Here is a 19,135-nt window from a genome sequence, read left to right as displayed (position 1 = left end):
TGCGTGTTGTGCATCGTCCTTTCCGAATGATATAATGTCTCTAAAAGATCCATTCAAACGGAAAAGGGGGAACATTCATGGCAGGCAATCGAATCTCGACAGGGCGGCGCAGGAAAAGAGCGGCGCTGCTGGCGCTTTCCCTGTGCCTCGTCGGCACGGGCACAGTCTCTGCGGAGAACGATATAGCGCACAAGACGGGAGATTCCGTCACAACGTTCAATGACATCGGGAGAGATTCATCGGCGTATGGTGACGATATGCCGCAGTCCCGCCCTGTGCGCACGATCGAAAGTCATACCGACGGTGCCGGCATCGGCTGTTACCTGACCAACGACGAGAGGGAATACTGGCGCGACAATGTCACGGTCGATGTCTCCGGCTCCGGCGGCGGCAGTCTGCACAGGAACGTCACGGGCATCTATCTGCTCGACGGCGCACAACTCACGATCGGCGGCGATCTGACACTGCGGCTTGCCAACAGCGCGCCCGCGACCTGCGGCGCGACTCCGGGCGCCGATGTTGCCCACTACTACATGAGCGGCATCTATGCGGGCTATGGTGGACAGATACGCGGCAGAACGCATGGGGACACGAGATTTACCCTCGGCGGCACGCTCGATATGGATGTTGTCGGCGTCGGTCTGCAGGCGAACAAGGACGGCTATATCACGGTCGGCGGCGGCAGGATCGTGACGCATGCGCTCGGCACCGATACCTACGCGCTGCTCGCCGAGGAGGGCTCCGTCTTCATGAACACAGGTGCGGATGGACGCGAGCGCGGCACGGAGACCGTGAACATCCACGGCAACCTCGGCGTCCTCCACAAGAACTACGGGATCGACCCGAATCCTGATCGGCACGGCTCCTTTATCTCCCTCGCGCTCCCAACGGCGGACTCCGTGCTCACGGGTGCGATCCTGAACGAGTTCGAGGAAAGCGGGGGGAACCCCCACAACTCCGGCGTCGATCTCTATCTCTCGCACAACGCGCGCTGGTACAATCGCTGGATCGGCGCGCCGCGCGAAAGAACCGTATTGGAACGACCGAATGCGGACGCCTATCTCTATCGGGGGAGCAAACTGCGCACCCTCTGCGGCGGAGGATCGGAGGAGGAGCAGGGGAACATCTTTCAGCAGGAAGCGTCCCCCATTCTGGTGGACAGCTGCAGCGGCTTTACGCGCGTCGTCTACACGCGCGCAGAGGACGGCAGCATCAGAGGCGGCGACTTTATCGTGCGGCACGCCGCACCCGGCTCCCATATCACCATGCGCCTAGCGGCGGGGGCTGCCGTGACAGATGAGGCACATACGACGATGCGCGAGGCTCTGCGCGCCCTTGCGGCCAAACTCCGCTATCAGGGCTATGCCGCAGGCGAACGCAGCCTCAGCGCGCGCGTGGAGCTCGCTGCAGACAGCTCCGCTCCCGCGATTCTGCGCGGCGAGATATGGTTTAGGGAAGCACTGATAAATTCAGCACCATCATCTTAGCGCATCTTTTTTGCCCGCACTTCGTCGGCAATTCCTCCACATAGCCCTTGCTATGCGTCCGGTTTGCCTCCTTGTTCGGACGAAAAAATCTACGCCAATCTGACGGACTTCATTTTATCAGTGATTCCCTAGGAATCGCTGAAGCGCGCCCAACCGCGTAAAACATAGACTTTTCGCCGCGAAAATGCTATAATCATCGTGGATTATTGGGTTCTATGATGAATGTTACAAACGAGGCATACCACAGCAGTGCGATGCTCCAAAGCAAACCCTAGTGGAGCAAGCACGCCTGTGACAAGCCGTAACGTTTGACAAAGATCCGATTATTGTGGAACGAACACGAAGAGGTGACATTTTGGATCTGGATTTTGGACAGGGGCGCATCGTCCCGGTCAACCTCGAACACGAGATGAAGAACTCCTACATCGACTACGCGATGAGCGTCATCGTGGCGCGCGCGCTGCCGGATGTGCGCGACGGCCTGAAGCCCGTACACCGCCGCATCCTCTACGCAATGCAGGGCTCGGGCATGACGAGCTCGAAGCCCTACAAAAAGTCCGCGCGTATCGTCGGTGAAGTGCTCGGTAAATATCACCCGCACGGCGACACCTCCGTCTACGACGCGATCGTCCGCATGGCGCAGGACTTCTCCATGCGCTATATGCTCGCGGACGGGCACGGTAACTTCGGCTCGGTCGACGGCGACTCGGCAGCGGCGATGCGCTACACCGAGGTGCGCATGTCGAAGATCGCCGAGCTCATGCTGCGCGACATTGATAAAGAAACGGTGGACTTCACGGACAACTACGACGGCTCAGAGAAGGAACCGACCGTCCTGCCCGCGAAATTCCCGCAGCTCCTCGTCAACGGCACGGCGGGCATCGCCGTCGGCATGGCGACGAACATCCCGCCGCACAATATGGTCGAGGTCATCAACGGCACCCTCCTGCTCATTGACAACCCCGAGACCACCATCGAGGAACTCATGGGCGTTATCAAAGGCCCGGACTTCCCGACGGCGGGTCTCATCCTCGGCACGGAGGAGATCCGCAAGGCGTACATGACGGGACGCGGCGTCGTCAAGATGCGTGCGCGCGCCCACATCGAGACCATGAGCAGCGGGAAGCCGCGCATCATCGTCACGGAGCTGCCATATCAGGTCAACAAGGCACGTCTCATCGAGAAGATCGCCGAGCTCGTCCGCGACAAGCAGATCGACGGCGTCACCGATCTGCGCGACGAGTCCGACCGCAGCGGTATGCGCATCGTCATCGAGCTGCGCCGCGACAGCGCGCCGAACGTCATCCTCAACCAGCTTTACAAGCACACGCAGCTGCAGGACAGCTTCGGCATCATCATGCTCGCCCTCGTGGACGGGCAGCCCGTCATCATGAACATCAAGCAGATGCTCGGGCACTACATCAGCCATCAGGAGAACGTCATCACGCGGCGCACGCAGTACGAGCTCGCAAAGGCAGAGGCGCGCGCCCATATCCTCGAAGGACTCACCATTGCACTCGACCATCTGGACGCTGTCATTACAACGATACGCGAAAGCCGTACGGCGGACATCGCACGCACAGCCCTGATGGATGGGTTCAAACTCAGTGAGAAACAGGCACAGGCAATCCTCGATCTGCGGCTCCAGCGCCTCACGGGTCTCGAGCGCGAGAAGATCGAGGAGGAATATCAGGAAGTTCTGAAGATGATTGAGGAGCTCAAGGGCATCCTCGCCGACCGCATGAAAGTCCTCGCCATCATCAAAAACGAGCTCATCGAGGTGCGCGACAAATACGGCGACGAGCGCCGCACGGAGATCACATTTGACGCGAGCGAGATGGACATCAAGGATCTCATCGCCGAGGAGGACGTCGTCGTCACCCTCACGCTGAACAACTACATCAAGCGCATTCCGCTCGACACCTATCGCCGCCAGCGGCGCGGGGGCGTCGGGGTCAAGGGCATGGGGACGAAGGAGACCGACATCGTCAGCGACCTCCTCATCACGACAACGCATCACGACATCCTCTTCTTTACGAACCGCGGGCGCGCCTTTGTGCTGAAGGCATACGAAATCCCCGAGAGCGGGCGGCAGGCGAAGGGCACTGCCATCGTCAACCTCCTCGCTGTCGAGAGTGACGAGCGCATCACCGCCGTCATCCAAGTGCGCGAGATGCGCCCCGACCGCTTCCTTTTCCTCGGGACGAAGCGCGGCGTGGTGAAAAAGACCCCGCTCTCGGAGTTTGCCAACATCCGCAAGAATGGTCTGCGTGCCGTCAACCTCGACGAGGACGACGAGCTCATCGGCGTCAAGTTCACGGACGGCGAGAACCGCATCATGCTCGGCACGCGCGGCGGCAAGGCGATCTGCTTCCCCGAGGACGGCGTGCGCTCCATGGGGCGCATTGCACGCGGCGTGCGCGGCATCAGCCTCAGCGACGGCGATGAAGTTGTCGCGATGGATATCCTCAAGAGCGACTCCGAGGTGCTCACCGTCACCGAGGGCGGCTACGGCAAGCGCACGACCGCCGAGGAGTACCGCACGCAGACGCGCGGCGGCAAGGGGCTCATCAACATGAAGGTCACGGACAAGACCGGCCCCGTCGTCGGCATCCGCGTCGTGCGCGAGAATCAGGAGCTCATGCTCATCACGACGGACGGCATTGTCATCCGCACGACGGTGGATGAAATCTCTCTGATCAGCCGCAACACGCAGGGCGTCAAGCTCATGACCCTCGGCGAGAGTGACCGCGTCGCCTCGATGGCGACCATGAACCGCATCGTGGATGCGGGGAGCGAGTGAGAACAGGATGGACATCAAATTGTACGATAAGGTAAGGCTCAAAAGCGGCGAGACCGCCAGCATCGTAGAGATCTATGAGGACGGTATCGCCTATGAAGCCGACATTGATCGTCCGGATGGCAGCATTGATACGGATACGATACGGCAGGAGGACATTGCCGCCATCGTGACCGAAAATGCGGCATGACCTGCACACAAAAACGCTTCGCTTCTCAGTATGAGAGACGGAGCGTTTTCCTAGCGACAAAGAGACTCTTCCCGCGATTCTTGCGGCTCTCCCACGCCTGTGCTATACTGTAGGGGAAATCCCCCATCGGCAGAAAGGAGGCATCCCATGAGTCTTGCCGTTCATCTGAGTCCGCGCGATGCGAGGCTCTTTCGCAGGCACGCCGCCCGTAGCGGCATGACCCTCTCAGCGTTTGCCGCTGTGGCAATGCGCGAGCGCATGGAGGACGAACTCGACCGTCAGGCATACGAAGAGGCAATGGAGGAGCTGCGCAAGAATCCTGTTACCTATACCCATGCCGAAGTTGCAAAAATGCTTGGCATCGAGGACGATGATGTATAGGGTTGAGTACAGTCCACAGGCGATCAAGCAACTTCGGAAGTTGGATCCATTTGTCATGCGCACAATCTACGCATGGATTGGCAAGAATCTCGAAGGCTGCACCAATCTGATGGTCTATTTTATCAGCGATTCCTACAGCTTCATCTGCCGCACGGCTTCGGTCGTGCGGATTTTCTTTTCCATCGCGCTCAGCGGGAGGATCTTCAGTACCTCGGTGTAGACGAGGTCGACGAGGAAGAACTGCGCCATCTTCGAGGCGATGGAGCCGGTCTCGAGCGGAGTCTCCTCCGCGACGTAGGTGAGGCTCACGTCAGAGACTCTGTGCAGGCGCGAGGGATGATTCTCCGTGAGGGAGATGATCTTGAGACCGCGCGCACGTGCGATATCGACGGTCTCAAGGATCTCCGCCGTCTCACCCGAGTGCGAGATGGCAAAGATGACGTCGCGCGGCTCCATGATGGCGGCAATCATGCGCATTGTGTGATTGTCGCGCGGGGCGATGCAGTTCATGCCGATCCGCAGGAATTTGAAATAGGAGTCCTGCGCGATGATGCCGGAGTAGCCCAGGCCGATGAAGGCGATGCGCTGCGCTCCAATGAGGAGCCGCGCACAGGCATCGATGCTCTCGTCGCAGATGATGTCCTGGGTCTTCTCGAGGGCAATCATGTTCGCGGAGAGGAGCTTGCGCGCAGTCTCGCGCGCACTCTCGTTGCTTAGAATGTTGCCGCGGTCGAGGTAACGCCCGATCTCTGCGCCCTCCTCGGCGAGTGCCGCCTTGAAGTCGGCAAGGCTCGCAAAGCCCATTTTCCGCACGAATCGCGTGCAGGTTGCCTCTGCCGTGTCACACGCCTGTGCGATCTCGCGGATGGTCATGCGCGGGATGTCCGTGAGGCGCGCGCGGATGAAACCAATGATTTTGCGATCGCTTTTGGAGACATGGAACGGCGGGTTGTCGAGCCGACTGAGAATTTTCATACATTCACCTTCTTCGGAGTATTATAGCTGATTTTGGGAGAAAATGGAAAGGGAGATTGCAAATAAAAACGCCGTCCGTGTGGGCGGCGTTTTTATTTGCATCAGCCGTGTTCCTGCAAGAAGTGGCAGAGCGCACCGAGCATGCCGGCATCGTTTCCCGTTGCAGCAAAGGCGATCGCAGTCGCCTCACAGATGTGCGGCGGCAGACGATCTCGGAGCGCCGCCTCGAGCGGCGGGCGCAGCGCCGACTCCTGTGCCATGATGCCGCCGCCGAGGACAATGCACGCGGGATTTACGACCACGACGACGTTCGTGATGGCATCCGCAAGCGCTGTGACGAGTGCCGCAATCTCCTCCTCGGCGGCAGGATCGCCCTTGGCGAGGAGGTCGAAGACGGCATGCCCGTCGATGCTGCCGGAAGGAAGTCCCTTCGTGCGGCAGACGGAGCTGACGAGATGGGTCGCGGAGCAGCGTTCATGCAGGCGCCCCCCGGGGATGCGCATATAGGCAATCTCGCCCGCGCTCATGGAGGCACCGTGTACGATGTGCCCGTCCAGAATCAGAGCACCCCCGATGCTCGTGCCGACAGTCATGGCAAAGAGGGAGGCGCAGCCCCGTCCTGCGCCCTTCCACATCTCGCCGAGCGCAGCGCAGTTGACATCGTTCTCGACGGAGGCGGGCAGGGCAAATGCATCGCGCATGAGCGCCTTCCAGTTCGTGCCTGTGTAGTTCGGGATGGCGTCCTCAAGGGAGTAGATGATGCAGCCCGCCTGTGGGTCGACCATGCCTGCGGTGGAGATGGCGACACCCTGCACTGCATGGGTCTGCTGTGCCTCACGGACGATGGCGGAGACCTTCTCTACAATGCCCACGCCGCCGTATTCCTTCGCCTCGGTGGGGACGGAGCCGTGCGTGAGGAATGTGCCCCCGGCATTTGCAACGCCGTATTTGATGGCGGTGCCGCCGATGTCGATGCAGATAACCATGGATTCCCCTCCGTTCATATATAGGATGGATAGAAATGAGGGCAAGTCTCACGCGAAGCTTTGAGACATTGCCCTTCATCTCCTAGATTGTTTTCTCCCTATTCGGACTTGACCTTGAAAATCCCTTTTTTGAGCGGTGCCGCCTCGTCTACCTTGACACCGGAGCGGTGGACATCCTCGGGGAAGCAGATGAGGAAGTCGCCGGGACGCATGATGGTCGAGGACGTGACTGCGCCGTCTGCGGGCACGTAGTCCTTGTCCTCCTCGTAGGGATGCGTCTGCATCCGCTCGATCAGGCTCACGTCGATGCGCTCCGTGCCCTCGGCGAGGACGTGGATGTCGATGTAGGCGCGGTGCGCCTCCCAGATCTTCTCACTGCGCTCACCCGTTGTATAGTGTGCGATGTTGACGTAGAGATCGTCGCCCGCGATCTCGTTGCGCCCCGCGGGCAGCGCCGCGAGGTCGTGCGTCCGCGCAAAGGCGAGTGCCTGCTTTATACGCGCGGGGAGAAATGCATAGGTCTTTTCGTGGTGGATGCTGCCGTAGATCATAGGAACCTCCTGTCAATTTGTCCTGCGTCTTATTCCTACAATATTCGACAAGACGGTTGAAATCTCCTATCTCCTCGCGCTACCGACCGTCGTGCCCGCAGGGGGGCGAGTCGAACGCTTTCCTCCGCTTGCTTCACTAGGGTTTGCTTTGGAGTACCACACTTTTTTCTCATACATACTCTAGGCAATCGCGTCGGTGAAGCGGCGCGCAATGAGCTGCGGGCGCGTGATGGCGGAGCCGACGATCGCGCCGAAGACGCCCGTCTGCATCGCCTCGGTCAGTTCCTCGGGCGTATTGATGCGACCCTCGGCAAAGACGGGGATGGCTGCGTCGCGGGCGAGGCGCCGCATCAGCTCGTAGTCCGGTTCCGCGATCTGCGGGCTGTAGGGGGTATATCCGGACATCGTGGTCGAGATGGCATCTGCGCCGAGTTCCGCCGCTGCCATTCCCTCCTCATAGGTCGAGATGTCGGCGAGAATAAGGCGATGCGCCGCGTGGATGCGTGCGACGAGATCACGCACGTCCGTCTGCTGCGGGCGCTCGCGTGCCGTCATGTCGAGTGCGATCATCTCACAGCCCGTGCCGATGAGTGCATCAACCTCGCGCATGGTCGGCGTAATAAAGATGGGGGAGTCCGCATAGTTCTGCTTGATAAGACCGATCACGGGCAGCTGCGCCTCGGCGCGGATCTCCTCAATGTCCGCAACGCTCTGTGCGCGGATCGCGACCGCGCCGCCCTCCCTTGCCGCACGCGCCATGCGTCCCATGATGAATGGGCTGTGCAGCGGCTCATCGGGCAGTGCCTGACAGGAAATGATGAGTTTTCCCTTCACTTGATCAAAGAAATTCATCCAAAATCCTCCAATTTATTTTTATTTATAATAATTTATTACATATTATTCTATATTGTTTTTAAAAAGAAAAATACGAAAATATTTTCAGCCATAGGAGATATATTTCCGTATTTTTCACAATCATATTCGTCAGAGGTTCAACTGTTCCTCAACTTCATTTTTAATTACAGTTACCTGCGGTCCATAGATGACCTGGACACCATTCCCGCTCGCGAGCAATCCCCGGCTGCCGGATTCCTTGAGCAGACGCTCGCTGACCTTGCCGGCATCCTTTACCGTCACACGAAGGCGCGTTGCACAGCAGTCAAGTTCCTCAATATTATCCCTGCCGCCGAGTCCCTCGATCACGAGATCGGCACGATAATGATCCGACGCGCTCTCCGCAGCGACGGGTGCTTCCTGCGGCTCCGTCTCATCCTCACGTCCGAGTGTTTTGAAATCAAACTTCAGAATGAGATACTTAAAGGAGAAGTAGTAGAGGAAGAACCAGGGGATACCGACCATCGGGATGTAGAGCCAGTTCGTCTTTGCATCGCCCTGCAGCACACCGAACAGTATGAGATCGATACAGCCGCCCGAGAACGTCTGCCCGACCGTAATCTGCAGGATATGCGCAATCATAAAGGCGCAGCCGTCAAAGAACGCATGCAGCACATAGAGTGCCGGTGCAACGAAGAGGAAGGAGAACTCGATCGGCTCCGTGATGCCGGTCATAAAGGAGGTCAGTGCCGCAGAGAAGAGGAGACCGCCAACGACCTTCTTATTCTCCGGCTTTGCCGTCTGATACATGGCAAGACATGCACCGATAAGTCCGAACATCATTGTGATAAAGCGTCCTGACATGAAACGCGAGATGCCGATATAGTAATGCTGTGTGTTCGGATCGCCAAGCTGGGCGAAAAAGATGCGCTGTGTCCCCTCGACGAGCTGCCCGTTGATGATCTCAGAGCCGCCGAGCGCCGTTGTCCAAAAAGGAAGATAGAAGATATGGTGCAGTCCAAACGGGCCAAGCATACGCAGGACGAATCCATAGATCAGTGTGCCGATGTAGCCCGTTGCATCAACAATACCGCCAAGCCCAAAGATCAGCTGCTGGAAATGCGGCCATACGAAGAACATAATACACCCGAGAAAAATCGAGGAAAAAGAGCAGATGATCGGGACAAAACGCGATCCGCCAAAGAATCCAAGGAACGGCGGAAGCTCGATCTTATTGAATCGCTTATGCAGGAGATACGTCATAAGACCAACCACAACGCCGCCGAAAACGCCCGTCTCCAAGGTCTGAATGCCGAGACTCATTCCCTGCCCGACACTTGCAAGGTTCTCTTTCGCAAGCGTCCCCGTAATGATAAGGAGTGCATTGATGGTCGCGTTCATCACAAGCAGCGCGAGCACAGAGGCAAGACCTGCCGTTCCCTTATCGCTGCGCGCAAGTCCGACGGCGATGCCGACAGCAAAGAGAATAGCGAGGTTCGCAAAGACGATGCTGCCTGCGGATGCCATAATTGTGAAGATATTCTGCAGCCAACCAATATCGAGGAATGGATACGCCTTGACCGAATTTGGATTCGACAGTGCGCCGCCAATGCCGAGCAGAAGGCCTGCGGCAGGAAGCACAGCGATCGGCAGCATAAAGGATTTCCCGAACCGCTGTGCTTTGGCGAAAAATGAACTCTCGCCGCTTGTTTGTCCGAATAAACTCATAAAAATACCTCCTCATAAAATAACATTTTATGGAACAAAGCAATCCCGCCCGCCAACAATTGTACGCCGTATCCGAAACTCCTCGTCAAAGATCGCAATATCCGCGTATTTTCCGACGCTGAGCGAACCGAGTTCGCCATAGACGCCCAGCTCCTCGGCGGGGGTGCGCGTCGCCATCTCGACGATGGCGGGAATGGCAATGCCCAGATTCTCACGGAGGATGCGCAGCCCGTCGTTCATGCGGAGCACGCTGCCCGCAATTGTCCCGTCGGCAAGGGTTGCGAGCGTTCCCTTGACGTAGACCTTCTGTCCGCCGAGCTCCGAGACACCGTCCGAGAGGCCGCAGGCACGCATGGAGTCCGTGATGGGGATTAGGTTTCTCCCGCGCTTTGCTGCGTAGATAATGCGCTGCATGGCGGGGTGGACGTGCACATTGTCCACGATCAGCTCACAGTTCGCATCGGTGTCGAGTGCTGCGCCGAGCATGCCGGGCTTTCGGTGATTCAGCCCCGTCATCGCGTTGCACAGATGCGTGATGTGCGATGCGCCGGACGCAATCGCCGCGCACGCCGTCTCATAGTCCGCTGCCGTATGTCCGAGGGAGACGATGATGCCGCTCTTGCAGCAGCTCTCGATAAAGTCGTCCTCCACAATCATCTCCGGCGCAACGGTGATGATCTTGATGACATCACGGTAGGGGGCGATCCTTTCAAATGTGGGGGGGAGGATGTACTGTTCGTCCTGTGCGCCCTTCTTTGCGGGGCTGATAAAGGGGCCCTCCATATGTGAACCGAGGATGCGTGCACCGTGCGGCTTCTCCGTCATTGCACGGCGGATGCGGTCAAGTGCCCGCTCCACTGCGTCGTAGGCGCAGGTCATCGTGGTCGGGAGGAAGGAGGTCACGCCCGTGCGCGCTTGGAATGCGGCAATTTTCCCGAGGGCATCCGCATTCTCGTCCATCGTATCCGCGCCGTCGCAGCCGTGGATGTGGACGTTCAGAAAGCCCGGCGCAACGTACGCACCCGCCGCGTCGATGACCTCATCCACACCCTCCGCCGTGAACTCCGTTGCGGGAACGATGCGCGTGATCCGTTCATCGTAGCAGAGGATGTGCTCCGTCTGTGCCGTGAAGCGTCCGCGCTCGTCCGGCAGGATGAGAATGCCGTTTTGAATGACTTTCATCAGGGGTCACGCTTTCGCCTTGATGAGTGCGCCCGCCTCATCATCGACGATGAGGGTCACGCTCGGATGCAGCTGCAGGATGGAGGCGGGCACCTGCGGGGTGATTGCGCCCTCGACCGCGTCGCGCACTGCCTCCGCCTTCTCCGCGCCGCTCGCGAGCAGGACGATGTGACGCGCACGGAAGATCGTGCCGACGCCCATGCTCATCGCCTCGCGCGGTACCTCATCGGCGGAGGTGAAGAAGCGTGCATTTGCCGCGATCGTACTCTCCTTCAGCGCGACCTTGTGCGTTGTGCGTGTGAACGACTCTCCCGGCTCGTTGAAGCCGATGTGTGCGTTGCGCCCGATCCCGAGGAGCTGCATGTCGATACCGCCCGCCGCTGTGATTGCATCCTCGTAGCGTTCGCTCTCCACCGCGCTGTCTGCAGCGAGCCCGTTCGGGAAGAATACGCGATCCTTGCGGATGTTCACATGGTCGAAGAGGTTTTCGTGCATGAAGCGATGGTAACTCTGCGGATCGTCCTCCGCAAGTCCCACGTACTCATCCAGATTGAACGAAGTCGCCTGCGAGAAGTCCAGCCCGACCGCCTTGTAGAGCCAGACGAGGTTCTGATAGAGTTCGACAGGTGTGCTGCCCGTCGCCAGTCCGAGTACCGAGTCCGGCTTGATCCAGAGTTGCCCCGCAATGATCTTTGCCGCCTCCTCGCTCATCTTCTTATAGGTATCCGTAAAAATGATGCGCATCGCGATACTCCTCTCTGTGTATCTGTTCTGAAATCTCCTACAATATAACACAACACAACAATAAATGCAATTATATTTCATAAAGCTTTCTGTAAATATTTTTATTAGGATAGTGGAGAAAAAATATTTCGTTTTGAAGCATAAAAAATCCCCCTCTCGGGGGCGAGATTGCCGCTACCGTAGCAGTGCTTATCGTGAATATACCATAAGAACGTACGTAGCACAACAGTACCACAACGGGGCTGTTGCACGAAGTTGTTTTGACTCCGTACAACAGCCCCTGTTCGTGTTAGCGCTCAAGGCGCCCCTACCACCGCTTTGCGGTCCCCCTCCCCCGTGTCGCACGGGGGAGGCTTTTCGTTATGGCATATTAGCTTCCCCCGCCAGAGCGGGGGAAGTGGCGAACGCAGTGAGCCGAAAGGGGCGCTCATGCAACAGCCCCTATGCCATCAACCGCAGTACCTCCGCGATATCCCCGTCGATCACGATGCTCTGCGCGGCAATCTCGTCGGGCACGAATGCCGTCCCGAGGCTTACGCTTGCGAGCGTGACATCCGTGCGCGATGCGGTCATGCGCCAGAACGGGTACTTGATGATGCCGGGCGTATTCATCCCGACGCCGAGCTCGAAGAGGAGCGTCCGCTTCCCCTCCGTATGTGCGAGGTAGTCCTTATAGCGCGCGGCAGCTGCGTGCCAGCCCGCATCCTCGACAAAGCTCGCGTCCGCGCGCAGATTCGTCGTCATCTCCGCGCCGTCGTCGGGACAGTACGGGATGAGCGCCGTAGGGATCTCCATCACGGGCGCGCCGTCCGTCGGCAGAAGCAGCGTTCCATCCTCATCGAATGTGAACCCCTGCGCCGTGAGCATGGCGCGCACCATTTCCTCGTTGTCGTAGGTCTTTCCCGCAGAAGCCCCGTGCGGGCGACTGCTCTGAAAGAGGCCAAAATCCCCCTGCGTATAGAAGAGGCGTGCCTTGTCAAAGCCCGCGCGCTGAAAGGCGTGATCGACGTTCGTCGTCAGCACGAAGTAGTCCCGTCCCGCGACCAGATGCAGAAGATCGGCGTACACATCGCCCGGCAGCGGCGCATAGCGGTTGATGTAGATGCTCCTGCTCCACCACGCCCAGAAGCTCTCGCGCGTCGGGAACGGGTAGAAGCCGCCCGTATAGATGTCCTCAATGCCAAAGCGTGCGTGAAAATCCGAGAAATACTTCAGGAAACGCGCGCCCGTATAATCATATCCCGCCGCCGCAGACAGCCCCGCCCCCGCGCCGATCAGAATGCAGTCGGCAGAGGCGAGGGCGTTTTTTAGTTTTGCAATGGATTCGTTCATGTCAGCAGTCTTTCGTAGATCGCGCGATCCTCGTCCTTAAACACGTTGAAGACGACGCGCTTGATGGTATTGTTTTCGCGCAGGAATGCGCGCACCTCGCGCACGGCGATCTCCGCCGCCGCCGCATTCGGGAAGTGGAACTCGCCTGTGGAGATGCAGCAGAATGCGATGGAGCTCAGCTCGTGCGCCGCCGCAAGGGAGAGGCAGGAGCGGTAGCAGGAGGCGAGCAGCGCCCGATCCTCCTCCGTGAGTGCGCCCGCGACAATGGGGCCGACCGTGTGGAGAACGTGACGCGCGGGGAGGTTATAGCCCGCCGTGAGCTTCGCCGTGCCTGTCTCCTCAGGGTGTCCCTGCCCTTCCATGAGCGCCGCGCATTCCGCGCGCAGCTGCAAGCCTGCCGCAGAGTGAATTGCGTTGTCAATACAACGATGACACGGAATAAAGCAGCCGAGCAGCGCGGAGTTCGCCGCATTCACAATCGCATCCGCCCGAAGGCGCGTGATGTCTCCCTGCCAGAGCACAATGCGCGGGTCGGAGGGCACGGCGGGGAGCGTCATCACATCCATCACGCCGCGCTCCTCCCGCTCCGCCGAGAGCAGTTCGTCCTGCAATCGCAGGAACTCCGCCGAGAGCGGGCGCGGCGGACGGACATTCATCAGCGCACGCAGGAGACCGCGCTGCGCCTTTTCCGTCTTCTCTATCTGCGTCGCCTGTGCGCGGTACGCAGGTTGCTCGGAAAGGAGCATTTCGTTCAGTTTTTGAATGAGAGATAGGGACATGGGGACACCTGCTTTGGTTCAAAGGTTCATAGAACGTTCTGTAATTATACCGATTACATATGAAGTATATCATGCAGAAAAAAGAATATCAATAGATACAATAAAAAATATAAAAATACCCCTGCCTTGGAAACGTCCAAAGCAGGGGCATGGATGCAGACAATGTGTCGAAATGCCTTACTCCTCGGGCAGGAGCATGGCGAGATCCGGCATGAGCTTCGTGATGTCGCGAATGAAGACGCGCAGGACGCTCACCATGACCTCGGGGTCGAACGCCTCGGGATTGTGCGGGACGACGACGTCGGCGAGGATGGCGGTGTCGGAGGTGAGGTAGAACTTCACGAGGCGGCTGTCCTGATTCTGACGCATGAGCCAACCCGTGAGCAGCATCGCGTTCGTGTCGTCGACCGCATTCTGCGCGAGACGGATGCGGATGGTCGCGTACGCAGTGGAGTCGATGATGACAACAATGGGAAGCCGCCGCCCCTCGACCTCAATCTCGCTCTCAAAGATCGTCGTATTGCGGTCGTCGCCCGCCTCACGGATCTGGAAGCCCGTGATATTTTCCTTCTTAATATATTCCTCGAATGTCTTGGCCGCTTCGATCACGACCAATCACCTCCCCGTTCTGTGCGCGTCACTCCAATAATAATTTATTATAGCATAGAGGCGCGAAAAGGGGAAGCAAAAAAGCCGTCGTGCGCTGCGCCCTGTCTCAAAAGCGGCAGGTGGTCTTGAGCCAGAGCGTGCGCCCCGGCTCCGTGATGTGGCCGCCGCCCGCGATGCCGAGCGCCGCAATCGGTGCCGCGCTGTAGTTGACGAACTCGGCGTACGTCTTGTTGCACACATTGTCCACGCCGAGGGAGAGGGTGACGTTCTCGTCCGGACGGTAGGCGAGGCTGAGTGAGAGGACGCCGAACCCGCCCGTCGGGCCGTAGTCCGTGCCCGTGACGCTGCCGTAGCCACTGTGATAGCGGTTCTGATGACTGACGAGACGCCAGACGGCGTTTGCCTCCACCTTTTTGAGACTGTACTTCGCCGTCAGATTCGCCTCAAGCGGCGCGATCTGCGGGAGGGCGGCGCGGTTCGTGCGGTCGTCGCCGCGCGTGTAGGCGAGCGATGCGCCGAGCGTCCAGTGCGGGGAGACAGTGCGCGTCATCTCCGCCTCCAGCCCGTAGAGCCGCGCGTCCACATTGCCGTATGGCGTGCGGTTCCCGCCGAGCGCGGGCAGGCGCAGGATGAAGTCATCGACCTGCGCGTAGTAGAGCGAGAGATTTGCGCGCGTCCGCGCGTCCTCATAGATCCAGCCGAGATCGAGCTGCGTATTCTTCTCCCTGCGCGGACGCGTTGCGGCGGGATCGGCACTCATCCCCATGCGGTGGTTGCTGTACGCCGCCCATGTGTGGTACGCCTCCCAGTAGTCGGCGGGGCGCTCCGCGTGCCCCAGTCCGACGTAGAACGTCAGCGGCTTCGTCTTTGCCGTCTGCTCGTAGCGCACGAATCCGCTCACCGCATGATCGACGGCGCTGCCGGGGACGAGGTCGCGCGTGAGCATCCCCCTCGGATTGCGGAAACGGGCGTTATGGTAGTCCGTCTCCATTTTGTCCCAGCGCAGCCCCGTGAGCAGACTGCTGTACGCGCTGAGATCGCGGTTGTACTCGATGAAAATGCCGAGATTCTCGATGTCCATGTCATTCCCGAACGCGCCCTTCAGCCGTTGGTGCGCCTCGGCGAAATAGTGCGCGTCGTGGCGCAGATCAATGCCGACCGCGCCTGTACTCCGGGGCGAGAAGCGCAGATCGGCGACCGCGCGGACGTCGTACTGCACGCGCTTGACATCCGTGCCCATCATGCCGCCGGGACGCAGAGTGTAGTTGTCCATCACGTGATCAATCGTGTCGTGGTTGAACTGCATTGTCAGCTTTTCCACGACGGGCGAGAGATGCGCCCGCTCGAACTTCGCCGCGTAGCTGTCGCGGTCGAACTGCGCGCCGTCCATCATGCCGTGCGCGTATTTTGCCCAGCCGCGGCTACGGTCGTAGGACAGCTCGAAGAGGGTGTCGGGGTCGGGCGTGATGCCGACGATCCCCGAGAGACTGTGCCGTCCGTAGCCCGAGTGGATGCGTCTGCCGTCGCCGTCCGCGTAGTCGCGGGCATAGCTGCGCGTCTGGATGAAACGCGCGTAGCCCGCGCGGTCGCCCGCCGCGACATCGACCAGCTCGTCGATGCGATGGTTCGATGCGCCGAGGACGGAGACCGTGCCGCGCACCTCGGGACGCTCGAACCGTTGCGTATCGCGCGCAAAGATGACGCTGCCCGCCACGCTCGCGCCGTAGCGGACGCTCTGCGGTCCCTTGTTCACCGTGATGCTGCTGAACGTCTCGGGGAACGCATAGGTCGACGTCGGGTCCATGCGGTTCGGACAGCCGCCCATCATCCCGCCGCCGTTCATATCCATCACGAGCCGTGAGCCGCCCATGCCGCGCATCATCGGATCGCCGCCGACTCCGCCCTTGCGCACGACGGAGAAGCCGGGGATGGACTTCAGATAGCCCGCGCCGTCGGCGGCGGGGATGGGCAGACGCGGTTGCTGCGGGTCGGTGACGAGGGCGAGCGGCGCCGACGTGCGATAGCCCGTCACCACGATCTCATCGAGGGTGAACGTCTGCATCTCCTCATCATCGGTTGTTGCGGGAGCTGCCTCCGCCGCGCAGACCGACGCCCCGCTGAGCATGGCGCCCAGCGTGATGCCGAGGATGGGGAGCGGACAGCGATTCTTCTTGCGGGTCATGCAGGTGCCTCCTGTGTTGCAGTTATAGAAATATCTAACGAATGATAATCGTTCTCTCATCAAATAAGTGAATCATACCATAATTTAGATAATGATTGCAAGAAGAATTTATCAGTGATTTCTTAATCGAAAAAAGCTGTTGCACGAAGCGTTTTGACTTCGTGCAGCAGCCTTGTATTTCTAGCTGTGTGAACGCCACACAACCGCTCAGTGGTGGAACAGGCGGATGTGGGTCATTGCCATTGCGATGCCGTATTTGTCGCACGTCTCGATCACATTGTCGTCGCGGATCGAGCCGCCGCTCTGCGCGATGTAGGAGACGCCGCTCATATGCGCGCGCTCCACATTGTCGCCAAACGGGAAGAAGGCATCCGAGCCGAGGGCGACGCCCTTGATATTGCTGAGGTAGGCGCGCTTTTCCGCGCGCGTGAAGGGCGCGGGCTTCTCCGTAAAGAGGCGCTGCCAGTCACTCGCGAGGAGAGCATAGTCCTCCTCATCGCCCGCCGTATAGACGTCGATGGCGTTGTCGCGGTCAGGACGGCGAATATCGTCGCGGAACGGGAGGGCGAGCACCTGCGGGCTTTGGCGCAGCTGCCAGATGTCCGCCTTATTGCCCGCCAGGCGTGTGCAGTGGACGCGCGACTGCTGTCCCGCGCCGACGCCGATCGCCTGTCCGTCCACGGCGTAGCAGACAGAGTTGGACTGGGTGTATTTGAGTGTGATGAGGGCGAGCAGGAGGTCGCGGCGCGCAGCCTCGGGGATGTCCTTGTTCGCCGTCGGGCGATCCGCGAGGCAGTCCTCCGTGATGCGCACGTCGTTGCGCTGCTGCTCGAAGGTGACGCCGTACACATCCTTGCGCTCGAGCGCGGGCGGCGCATAGCTCTCGTCCATTTGGAGGATGAGATAGCTGCCCTTGCGCTTGGATTTCAGAATCTCAAGCGCCTTCTCCGTGTACCCCGGCGCGATGATGCCGTCGGAGACCTCGCCGCGCAGGAACTCGGCAAGGCTCTCGTCGCAGATGTCCGAGACGGCGGCAAAGTCGCCGTAGGAGCTCATGCGATCCGCGCCGCGCGCCCGCACATAGGCACACGCGACGGGCGAGAGCCCCTTTCCCTCGGCAGCGACGGCACGCGCCAGTGTATCCGTGAGCGGGAGCCCCAGCGCCGCGCCCGCAGGGCTGACGTGCTTGAACGAGGCGGCGGCGGGCAGTCCCGACATCTCGCGCAATTCGCGTACGAGCTGCCAGCTGTTCAGCGCGTCGAGCAGGTTGATGTAGCCGGGGCGTCCGTTCAGCACGGTGAAGGGCAGCCCCCCGTCCGCATAGACGCGTGCAGGCGTCTGGTTCGGGTTGCAGCCGTATTTGAGTGCGATTTCGTTCATTGTGAGCGCTCCTTTTCTCTCGCAGCGTGATGTTCTGCCTTTATTATAGCGGCGCGCGGGGAGATTTTCAACCAATGTGCGGATATAGGAATCACTGATAAAATAGACCCTCAGATTGGCGTAGATTTTTTCGTCCGAACGAGGAGGCAAACCGGACGCAGAGTGGTGCTCTGTGGAGGATTTGCAGGCGTTGTGCGGGCAAAAAAGATGCGTCAGAGTGCCTCGGTCATCCTGCCCGCGAATTCCTGCGTGTGGAGGACGGCATCATCGCCGAAGTGCACGCGGAGTTCCGCCATGTGCGGGTGAAACGGGCGGTAGGCATCGCCGCTGATGAAGATGATATTGCCCGCATGCACGCCTGTGAAGAGGTCTGCCATCGTCGTCTTGGCCGCGCCGGGCTGTTTTTTTGTTTCCCATATTACCGCAAGCACTTTTTCGCATGGAGATGAAAAACCGTTGACGCTGACGTTGGAAGTCTTTATAATTTGAGACGAGGGAGGCGGTTGGGATGCCGATGACGCCGAGGCAGATGATACGCCTGTTGGAGAAAAATGGTTTTCACAAAGCTGCATCAAGTTCCGGCTCTCATCAAAAGATGTGGAATCCGCTGACAAGAAAAACGACGGTTGTTCCAATTCATACCGGTACATTGGGAAAGGGCTTAGAACATAAGGGAAGCACTGATAAATTCAGCACCGCCATCTTAACGCATCTTTTTTGCCCGCACTTCGTCGGCAAATCCTCCACATAGCCTCTGCTATGCGTCCGGTTTGCCTCCTAGTTCGGACGAAAAAATCTGCGCCAATCTGACGGACTTCATTTTATCAGCGATTCCTAAGATTTTGAAACAAGCGGGTCTGATATAACGGTGGAGGTGAGCGGCAATGAAGCATTATTATCCTGCGGTGTTCGAGACTGCCGAAGAGGGCGGCTACACTGTGACCATTCCTGATATTGAGGGGTGTTTCACGGAGGGGAGAACGCTGGAGCAGGCA

At 59.3% G+C, this 19,135-nt stretch carries 18 protein-coding genes and 3 pseudogenes; 6 read left to right on the top strand and 15 right to left on the bottom strand.

The window, feature by feature from the left end:
• Positions 1–77 precede the first annotated feature (77 nt).
• Positions 78–1,487, top strand: coding sequence for a hypothetical protein (locus AXF19_RS03640; RefSeq protein ID WP_066845195.1), 1,410 nt, complete (start codon positions 78–80; stop codon positions 1,485–1,487).
• On the opposite strand, the pseudogene AXF19_RS15060 reads toward AXF19_RS03640, so the two are convergent.
• Positions 1,450–1,578, bottom strand: a pseudogene (locus AXF19_RS15060) (secretion protein HlyD); the annotation flags it as partial. The gene AXF19_RS03640 and the pseudogene AXF19_RS15060 overlap by 38 nt on opposite strands.
• 264 nt (positions 1,579–1,842) lie before the next feature.
• Between AXF19_RS15060 and gyrA the strand changes: the two are divergent.
• The 3 genes from gyrA (at position 1,843) to relB (ending at position 4,858) form a co-directional block, all read left to right on the top strand.
• The gene (gene gyrA, locus AXF19_RS03635; RefSeq protein WP_066845192.1) at positions 1,843–4,290 is read left to right on the top strand and encodes a DNA gyrase subunit A; all 2,448 of its coding nucleotides are present in this window, start codon (positions 1,843–1,845) and stop codon (positions 4,288–4,290) included.
• Positions 4,291–4,297: 7 nt separating this feature from the next.
• Positions 4,298–4,477 (top strand): hypothetical protein, encoded by a 180-nt coding sequence (locus tag AXF19_RS03630; protein WP_066845175.1) that lies wholly within the window; start codon positions 4,298–4,300, stop codon positions 4,475–4,477.
• Between the two features lie 147 nt (positions 4,478–4,624).
• Positions 4,625–4,858: a type II toxin-antitoxin system RelB family antitoxin gene (gene relB, locus AXF19_RS03625; protein ID WP_066845172.1), complete on the top strand. Its 234-nt coding sequence runs from the start codon at positions 4,625–4,627 to the stop codon at positions 4,856–4,858.
• Between the two features lie 132 nt (positions 4,859–4,990).
• Here relB and AXF19_RS03620 read toward each other — a convergent pair whose 3' ends face one another.
• The 13 genes from AXF19_RS03620 to AXF19_RS14535 all read right to left on the bottom strand — a co-directional run bounded on the left by AXF19_RS03620 (position 4,991) and on the right by AXF19_RS14535 (position 18,517).
• Positions 4,991–5,833: a MurR/RpiR family transcriptional regulator gene (locus AXF19_RS03620; protein ID WP_066845170.1), complete on the bottom strand. Its 843-nt coding sequence runs from the start codon at positions 5,831–5,833 to the stop codon at positions 4,991–4,993.
• Between the two features lie 101 nt (positions 5,834–5,934).
• A complete protein-coding gene (locus tag AXF19_RS03615; protein WP_066845168.1) occupies positions 5,935–6,819 on the bottom strand; it encodes an ROK family protein in 885 nt (294 codons plus the stop codon).
• A gap of 98 nt (positions 6,820–6,917) precedes the next feature.
• Complete coding sequence (locus AXF19_RS03610) at positions 6,918–7,370, bottom strand: YhcH/YjgK/YiaL family protein (protein ID WP_066845159.1); 453 nt, start codon at positions 7,368–7,370, stop codon at positions 6,918–6,920.
• 180 nt (positions 7,371–7,550) lie between these two features.
• The gene (locus AXF19_RS03605) at positions 7,551–8,222 is read right to left on the bottom strand and encodes an N-acetylmannosamine-6-phosphate 2-epimerase (RefSeq protein ID WP_066845157.1); all 672 of its coding nucleotides are present in this window, start codon (positions 8,220–8,222) and stop codon (positions 7,551–7,553) included.
• Positions 8,223–8,354: 132 nt separating this feature from the next.
• Entirely contained in the window at positions 8,355–9,932 is a 1,578-nt protein-coding gene (locus AXF19_RS03600) for a PTS transporter subunit EIIC (RefSeq protein WP_066845155.1), read from the bottom strand.
• Positions 9,933–9,959: 27 nt separating this feature from the next.
• The gene (gene nagA / locus AXF19_RS03595; protein ID WP_066845153.1) at positions 9,960–11,114 is read right to left on the bottom strand and encodes an N-acetylglucosamine-6-phosphate deacetylase; all 1,155 of its coding nucleotides are present in this window, start codon (positions 11,112–11,114) and stop codon (positions 9,960–9,962) included.
• A 6-nt stretch (positions 11,115–11,120) separates the two neighbouring features.
• Positions 11,121–11,858 carry a glucosamine-6-phosphate deaminase gene (gene nagB, locus AXF19_RS03590; RefSeq protein WP_066845151.1) on the bottom strand — a complete coding sequence of 246 codons (738 nt, stop codon included), beginning with the start codon at positions 11,856–11,858 and terminating at the stop codon, positions 11,121–11,123.
• Between the two features lie 441 nt (positions 11,859–12,299).
• Complete coding sequence (locus tag AXF19_RS03585) at positions 12,300–13,190, bottom strand: Sir2 silent information regulator family NAD-dependent deacetylase (protein ID WP_066845148.1); 891 nt, start codon at positions 13,188–13,190, stop codon at positions 12,300–12,302.
• Positions 13,187–13,969 carry a protein-ADP-ribose hydrolase gene (locus AXF19_RS03580; RefSeq protein ID WP_066845145.1) on the bottom strand — a complete coding sequence of 261 codons (783 nt, stop codon included), beginning with the start codon at positions 13,967–13,969 and terminating at the stop codon, positions 13,187–13,189. Before AXF19_RS03580 ends, AXF19_RS03585 begins: the two co-directional genes overlap by 4 nt.
• A gap of 177 nt (positions 13,970–14,146) precedes the next feature.
• Positions 14,147–14,578 (bottom strand): LktC family protein, encoded by a 432-nt coding sequence (locus AXF19_RS03575; protein ID WP_066845142.1) that lies wholly within the window; start codon positions 14,576–14,578, stop codon positions 14,147–14,149.
• A gap of 106 nt (positions 14,579–14,684) precedes the next feature.
• The gene (locus AXF19_RS03570) at positions 14,685–16,760 is read right to left on the bottom strand and encodes a TonB-dependent copper receptor (protein ID WP_066845135.1); all 2,076 of its coding nucleotides are present in this window, start codon (positions 16,758–16,760) and stop codon (positions 14,685–14,687) included.
• Between the two features lie 207 nt (positions 16,761–16,967).
• Positions 16,968–18,140, bottom strand: a complete 1,173-nt coding sequence (locus tag AXF19_RS03565; protein WP_066845133.1) for a phosphoribosylaminoimidazolecarboxamide formyltransferase — start codon at positions 18,138–18,140, stop codon at positions 16,968–16,970.
• Positions 18,141–18,352: 212 nt separating this feature from the next.
• The gene (locus AXF19_RS14535; protein WP_216634976.1) at positions 18,353–18,517 is read right to left on the bottom strand and encodes a zeta toxin family protein; all 165 of its coding nucleotides are present in this window, start codon (positions 18,515–18,517) and stop codon (positions 18,353–18,355) included.
• A gap of 131 nt (positions 18,518–18,648) precedes the next feature.
• On the opposite strand from AXF19_RS14535, the pseudogene AXF19_RS15970 reads away from it, so the two are divergent.
• Positions 18,649–18,744: pseudogene (locus tag AXF19_RS15970) on the top strand (type II toxin-antitoxin system HicA family toxin); the annotation flags it as partial.
• A 32-nt stretch (positions 18,745–18,776) separates the two neighbouring features.
• On the opposite strand, the pseudogene AXF19_RS15965 reads toward AXF19_RS15970, so the two are convergent.
• Positions 18,777–18,960, bottom strand: a pseudogene (locus tag AXF19_RS15965) (secretion protein HlyD).
• A gap of 64 nt (positions 18,961–19,024) precedes the next feature.
• Between AXF19_RS15965 and AXF19_RS15960 the strand changes: the two are divergent.
• Positions 19,025–19,135 (top strand): type II toxin-antitoxin system HicB family antitoxin (locus AXF19_RS15960; protein WP_172837357.1); only part of this gene is annotated, 111 nt, incomplete at its 3' end.

Source organism: Selenomonas sp. oral taxon 126, from assembly GCF_001683335.1.
Taxonomy (GTDB): Bacteria; Bacillota; Negativicutes; order Selenomonadales; family Selenomonadaceae; genus Centipeda.
The sequence above is the reverse complement of the archived record's forward strand: the minus strand, read 5'-3'. Positions and strand labels throughout refer to the sequence as shown.